5 protein-coding genes are annotated in these 6,941 nt (G+C 34.5%); all 5 read left to right on the forward strand.

Annotation, left to right across the window (positions count from 1 at the left end):
• Positions 1-3,241, forward strand: a 3,241-nt coding sequence (gene rpoC / locus MR593_RS06890; protein WP_290691220.1) for a DNA-directed RNA polymerase subunit beta', incomplete at its 5' end; no start/stop codon positions are given.
• 257 nt (positions 3,242-3,498) lie between these two features.
• Positions 3,499-3,921 (forward strand): 30S ribosomal protein S12, encoded by a 423-nt coding sequence (gene rpsL / locus MR593_RS06895; RefSeq protein WP_290691228.1) that lies wholly within the window; start codon positions 3,499-3,501, stop codon positions 3,919-3,921.
• Positions 3,922-4,050: 129 nt separating this feature from the next.
• Entirely contained in the window at positions 4,051-4,521 is a 471-nt protein-coding gene (gene rpsG, locus MR593_RS06900; RefSeq protein ID WP_290691223.1) for a 30S ribosomal protein S7, read from the forward strand.
• Positions 4,522-4,588: 67 nt separating this feature from the next.
• Entirely contained in the window at positions 4,589-6,655 is a 2,067-nt protein-coding gene (fusA, locus tag MR593_RS06905; RefSeq protein ID WP_290691225.1) for an elongation factor G, read from the forward strand.
• A gap of 88 nt (positions 6,656-6,743) precedes the next feature.
• A partial coding sequence (locus tag MR593_RS06910) for a GTP-binding protein (RefSeq protein WP_290691227.1) occupies positions 6,744-6,941 on the forward strand: 198 nt, incomplete at its 3' end.

The raw sequence follows: 6,941 nt of genomic DNA on the forward strand, positions 1-6,941 counted from the left end.
TAAAGTAAGAAGAGAAAGAATGGGACATATAGAGCTTGCAGCTCCTACGTCTCATATCTGGTACTTCAAAGGTATCCCAAGTAGAATGGGACTTTTACTTGATATGTCACCAAGATCTCTAGAGAAAATACTATACTTTGCTTCATATGTAGTTATAGATCCAGGTGAAACTGGATTAAACGAAAAACAATTACTAACAGAAAAAGAATATAGAAGTAATTATGAAAAATACGGAAATACTTTTGAAGTTGGTATGGGTGCTGAAGCAGTCAAAAAATTATTAATGAAAATTGACCTAGAACAAGAAAGTAAAGCATTAAGAGATGATTTAAAAGACAGTACAGGTCAAAAGAGAGTTAGAACAATAAGAAGATTAGAAGTAGTTGAAGCATTCAGAAAATCAGGAAATAAACCTGAATGGATGATACTAGAAGCTATTCCAGTAATTCCACCAGATTTAAGACCTATGGTTCAATTAGACGGTGGTAGATTTGCTACTTCTGACTTAAATGACTTATACAGAAGAGTTATAAACAGAAACAACAGATTAAAAAGATTATTAGAACTTGGAGCTCCAGACATCATAGTTAGAAATGAAAAGAGAATGCTTCAAGAAGCAGTAGATGCTTTAATAGACAATGGTAGAAGAGGTAGACCAGTTACAGGTCCAGGAAATAGACCATTAAAATCTTTATCAGATATGCTTAAAGGTAAACAAGGTCGTTTCCGTCAAAACTTACTTGGTAAACGTGTTGACTATTCAGGACGTTCAGTTATAGTTGTTGGACCAGACCTTAAATTCTATCAATGTGGCCTTCCAAGAAAAATGGCTCTTGAATTATTCAAACCATTCGTAATGGATAAATTAGTTAAAGAAGGCTATGCACATAATATAAAAAGTGCTAAATCATTAGTAGAAAAAGTAAAACCAGAAGTATGGGATGTTCTTGAAGAAGTAATTAAGAGCCATCCAGTACTACTTAACCGTGCTCCTACTCTTCATAGATTAGGTATACAAGCATTTGAACCAGTTTTAGTTGAAGGTAAAGCTATAAGACTACATCCACTAGCTTGTACAGCATATAATGCTGACTTCGACGGTGACCAAATGGCTGTCCATGTACCTTTATCAGTAGAAGCACAAGCAGAAGCTAGATTCTTAATGCTTTCTGTAAATAATATACTTGCTCCAAAAGATGGTTCTCCAATAACTACTCCATCTCAAGATATGGTTCTAGGATGTTATTACTTAACTATAGAATCTCAAGGTGGAGAAAAAGGAACAGGAACAGTATTCAAAGACTTTAACGAGTTAATGATGGCTTATCAAACTAAAGCAGTTGAATTACATGCAACAGTAAGAATGAGAGTTAAATTAGCTGACGGTAGAGTCGGTATTACAGAAAGTACAGTAGGTAGATTCATATTCAATGAAAACATACCTCAAGATTTAGGATTTGTTAATAGAGAAGAAGATCCATTTGGATTAGAAATAAATTATTTAGTTGATAAAAAAGCTTTAGGTAAAATCATAGATAAATGTTTCAGAAAACATGGAAACACTATAACTGCTGAAGTTTTAGACCACATAAAATCATTAGGATTTAAATATTCTACTATAGGTGGTATAACAGTTGCAGTTGCAGATATGAAGATACCAGAATGTAAACCAGCTTTAATAAAAGCTGCTGAAGATCAAGTTGAAAAATACGAAAAAGTATTCAGAAGAGGTTTAATCTCTGATGAAGAAAGATATGAAAAAGTTATAGAAACTTGGACTAAGACAACTGAAAAAGTTACAGATGCCTTAATGGATGGACTTGAAAGAATGAACAACATTTATATAATGGCGCATTCAGGAGCCAGAGGTTCTAAGAACCAAATAAGACAGTTAGCAGGAATGCGTGGACTTATGGCCAATGCATCTGGTAAAACAGTTGAAATCCCAGTTAAATCTAACTTCCGTGAAGGGCTATCAGTTATGGAATACTTCACATCTTCACATGGTGCTAGAAAAGGGTTAGCCGATACAGCCCTTCGTACAGCCGATTCAGGTTACTTAACAAGAAGACTTGTTGACGTCAGCCAAGATGTAATAGTTAGAGATTATGACTGTGGAACAACAGAAACAACAGAAATATTTGCAATAACAGATGGAAATGAATCAATAGAAGATTTATACGATAGAATAGTTGGTAGATATACTATAGATCCTATAGTACATCCAGAAACTGGAGAAGTATTAGTAGAAGCAGACACTATGATACAAGAAGATGATGCAGAAGCTATAGTAGCAGCTGGTATCGAAAAAGTTAATATAAGAACAGTTCTTAACTGTAAAACTCATCATGGTGTATGTTCTAAATGTTATGGTAGAAACTTAGCCACTGGTAAAGAAGTTAATATCGGTGAAGCTGTAGGTATAATAGCAGCTCAATCAATCGGTGAACCAGGTACACAGCTTACAATGCGTACATTCCATACAGGTGGGGTTGCCGGTGGAGATATAACTCAAGGGCTTCCAAGGGTTGAAGAGCTATTTGAAGCTAGAAAACCAAAAGGTTTAGCTACAATCACAGAAATTTCAGGTAGAGTTGAAATAGACGAAACAGGAAAGAGAAAAGAAGTTGTAGTAATACCAGATGAAGGCGAAAGAGAAGTTTACCAAATACCATATGGTTCAAGATTAAAAGTAAAACAAGGTCAACGTGTTGAAGCTGGGGACCCACTTACTCAAGGTTCTATAAATCCACATGATATAGTTAGAGTCAAAGGTATAGGTGGAGTTCAAGACTACATTGTAAAAGAAGTTCAAAGAGTTTATAGACTTCAAGGGGTTGATATAAACGATAAACATATAGAAGTAATTGTAAGACAAATGCTATCTAAGGTTAAAGTTGAAGATCCAGGAGATACAGATTTATTACCAGGAGGTTATGAAGATGTATTAACATTCCAAGAATGCAATGAAGAAGCTGAAGCAAAAGGATTAAGACCAGCTGTTGCTAAGAGAGTTTTACTTGGTATAACAAAAGCGTCTCTTGCTACAGATTCATTCTTATCAGCAGCATCATTCCAAGAAACAACTAGGGTATTAACAGAAGCTGCTATAAAAGGAAAAGAAGACCATCTAATAGGACTTAAAGAAAATGTTATATTAGGTAAATTAATTCCAGCAGGAACAGGAATGAAAAAATATAGAAACATAGCGGTTCAAAAAATAGATCAAGAATCTTTATAAGAATTGTTATATAAACATTCTTGACATCAGCCGTATGTGATGTTAAAATATAAAAGTGCGAATTTAAAAGTTTACTTTGGATACTGTTCAGGGTAAACTTTTAAATAAGCTTTAATATAATTAAAGAACTATTAAGTACCAAGCTATTAAATGTTTGTGTATGTACCGAACATTTAACTACGGAAATCGGTAGGAATATCCGATTTAGTTGGCGATCATTTTTAAGATCGAAATTTTAGAAGAAGGAGGTGCAGATGATGCCAACAATTAACCAATTAGTTCGTAAGAGTAGAAAGGATTCAGTTAAAAAATCTACTGCTCCAGCATTACAAAAGAGTTACAATTCTTTAAACAAAAAAACAACTGATGCAAGTTCACCACAAAAAAGAGGAGTTTGTACATCAGTAAAAACAGTTACTCCTAAAAAACCAAACTCAGCTTTAAGAAAAGTTGCCAGAGTTAAATTAACAAACGGAATAGAAGTTTCTGCTTATATACCAGGTGAAGGACACAACTTACAAGAACATAGTGTTGTTCTTATAAGAGGAGGAAGAGTTAAAGACCTTCCAGGGGTTAGATACCACATATTAAGAGGTACATTAGATACTGCTGGTGTTGATAAGAGAATGCAAGCAAGATCTAAATATGGTGCTAAGAGACCAAAAGCTGCTAAAAAATAAAACACTAAATCGAAATTGAAATATTATAGTGCGGTGCTTTAAATATATATATATTTATGGCATACGGCATTGTGATAATATGTCGAGTACCGATGATTTAAGATAAAAATAATTAAGGAGGGAAGCAAAATGCCAAGAAAAGGTAATGTTCCAAAGAGAGATGTATTACCAGATCCAGTATACGGAAGTAAGGTAGTTACAAAATTAATAAACAATTTAATGATAGACGGAAAAAAAGGAAAAGCACAAAAAATAGTTTATGATGCTTTTGATATAATAGCTGAAAAAACTGGAGAAGACGCTTTAGAAGTATTCAACAAAGCAATGGATAATATAATGCCAGTTTTAGAAGTAAAAGCTAGAAGAGTTGGTGGAGCTAACTACCAAGTTCCAATAGAAGTTAGACCAGAAAGAAGACAAACTTTAGGTTTAAGATGGTTAGTAAGATACACAAGAGCTCGTGGAGAAAAAGGTATGGTAGAAAAACTTGCGAGAGAAATAATGGATGCTGCAAATAATACAGGAGCATCAGTTAAGAAGAGAGAAGACACTCATAAAATGGCTGAAGCAAATAAAGCATTTGCTCACTACAGATTCTAATTTGGCCCTAATACCAGGATTTAGTTAGAATTTAAGAAATATTAGAGGATATCTAAGGAGGATAACCATGGCTAGAAATTTTCCTTTGGAAAGAACTAGAAATATAGGAATCATGGCTCATATAGATGCAGGTAAAACAACTACTACAGAAAGAATCCTGTTCTATACTGGGCGTACACATAAAATAGGAGAAACTCATGAAGGAGCTTCTCAAATGGACTGGATGGAACAAGAAAAAGAAAGAGGTATAACAATAACTTCTGCTGCAACAACTACAACTTGGAAAGATCACAGAATAAACATAATAGATACACCAGGGCACGTAGACTTCACAGTTGAAGTTGAAAGATCTCTTAGAGTTCTAGATGGTTCAGTAGCTGTTTTCTGTGCTAAAGGTGGGGTTGAACCTCAATCTGAAAATGTATGGAGACAAGCTGAAACTTATAGAGTACCAAGAATAGCATTCGTTAACAAAATGGATATACTTGGTGCAGACTTCTACAACGTTGTAGAAATGATGAAAGAAAGATTAGGTTCTAATGCAGTTCCTCTTCAATTACCAATAGGTAAAGAAGACACTTTCAAAGGTGTAGTAGACTTAATAAAAATGGATGCTATAATCTATGAAGATGACCTAGGTACTGTTATGGACGAAACAGAAATACCAGAAGATATGCAAGAATTAGCTGCTGAATGGAGAGAAAAATTAGTTGAAGCAGTTGCAGAAACTGATGAAGACTTAATGATGAAATATCTTGAAGGTGAAGAATTAACTGAAGAAGAAATAAAAGGTGCTATAAGAAAAGCTACTATAGCTTGTGAAATGAACCCAGTATTCTGTGGTACTGCTTACAGAAATAAAGGTGTTCAACCTGTTATAGATGCAGTTATAGATTACTTACCAGCTCCAACTGATATACCTGCTATAAAAGGTGTATTACCAGATGGAACTGAAGATGAAAGACATTCATCTGATGAAGAACCATTCTCAGCATTAGCATTCAAAATAATGACTGACCCATTCGTAGGTAAATTAGCGTTCTTCAGAGTTTACTCTGGTACTTTAGAATCTGGTTCTTATGTATTAAATGCAACTAAGAACAAGAGAGAAAGAATAGGACGTATCCTACAAATGCATGCTAACACAAGAAAAGAAATAACTGAAGTTTATGCAGGAGATATAGCTGCTGCAGTAGGTTTAAAAGATACTACAACTGGAGATACTTTATGTGATCCAGATCATCCAATAATACTTGAATCTATGGAATTCCCTGAACCAGTTATCGACGTAGCTATCGAACCAAAATCAAAAGCTGCTCAAGAAAAAATGGGTATAGCTCTTCAAAAATTAGCTGAAGAAGACCCTACTTTCAGAGTTAGAACTGATGAAGAAACTGGACAAACTATAATCGGTGGTATGGGTGAATTACATCTAGAAATCATAGTAGACAGATTATTAAGAGAATTCAAAGTTGAAGCAAATGTTGGTGCTCCACAAGTTGCTTACAGAGAAACTATAACTAAACCAGTTGATGTAGAATACAAATATTCTAAACAATCAGGTGGTAGAGGACAATACGGACACGTTAAACTTAGAGTTAGCCCACAAGAACCAGGTGCTGGATACTCATTCGAAAACAAAACTGTTGGTGGATCTGTTCCAAAAGAATATGTTGGACCAACTGATATGGGTATACAAGGTGCTATGCAATCAGGTGTTGTTGCAGGATATCCTGTAGTTGACGTTGCTGTTGAATTATACGATGGTTCTTACCATGAAGTCGATTCATCAGAAATGGCATTCAAAATGGCTGGTTCAATGGCTATGAAAGAAGCTTTAAAGAAAGGTGATTCAGTATTACTTGAACCTTACTTCAAAGTTGAAGTTGTTACTCCAGAAGAATACATGGGTGACGTTATGGGTGGAATAAACTCTAAGAGAGGTTTAATCCAAGGTATGGAAGCTAGAAGTGGTGCACAAGTTATAAATGCATTTGGTCCACTTTCAGAAATGTTCGGTCATTCAACTGAATTAAGATCTACTACTCAAGGTAGAGCTACTTACACTATGATATTTGACCACTACGAACAAGTTCCAGCTAACGTAGCTAAAAAAATATCAGAAGGTAGATAATAATTAATTAAAAAAATAAGAGACGAGGATTTTTCCTCGTCTTATAGAAAATATATAAATTTTATAAAAACATTAGGAGGTAATTCAAATGGCTAAGGCTAAATACGAAAGAACTAAACCACATGTTAATATAGGAACTATCGGCCACGTTGACCACGGTAAAACTACATTAACAGCTGCAATAACAAAAACATTATATGACAGATATCAATTAGGAGAAGCTGTAGATTTCGCTAACATAGATAAAGCTCCAGAAGAAAGAGAAAGAGGAATCACAATATCAACA

This window comes from Intestinibacter sp. (assembly GCF_022780145.1).
GTDB lineage: Bacteria > Bacillota > Clostridia > Peptostreptococcales > Peptostreptococcaceae > Intestinibacter.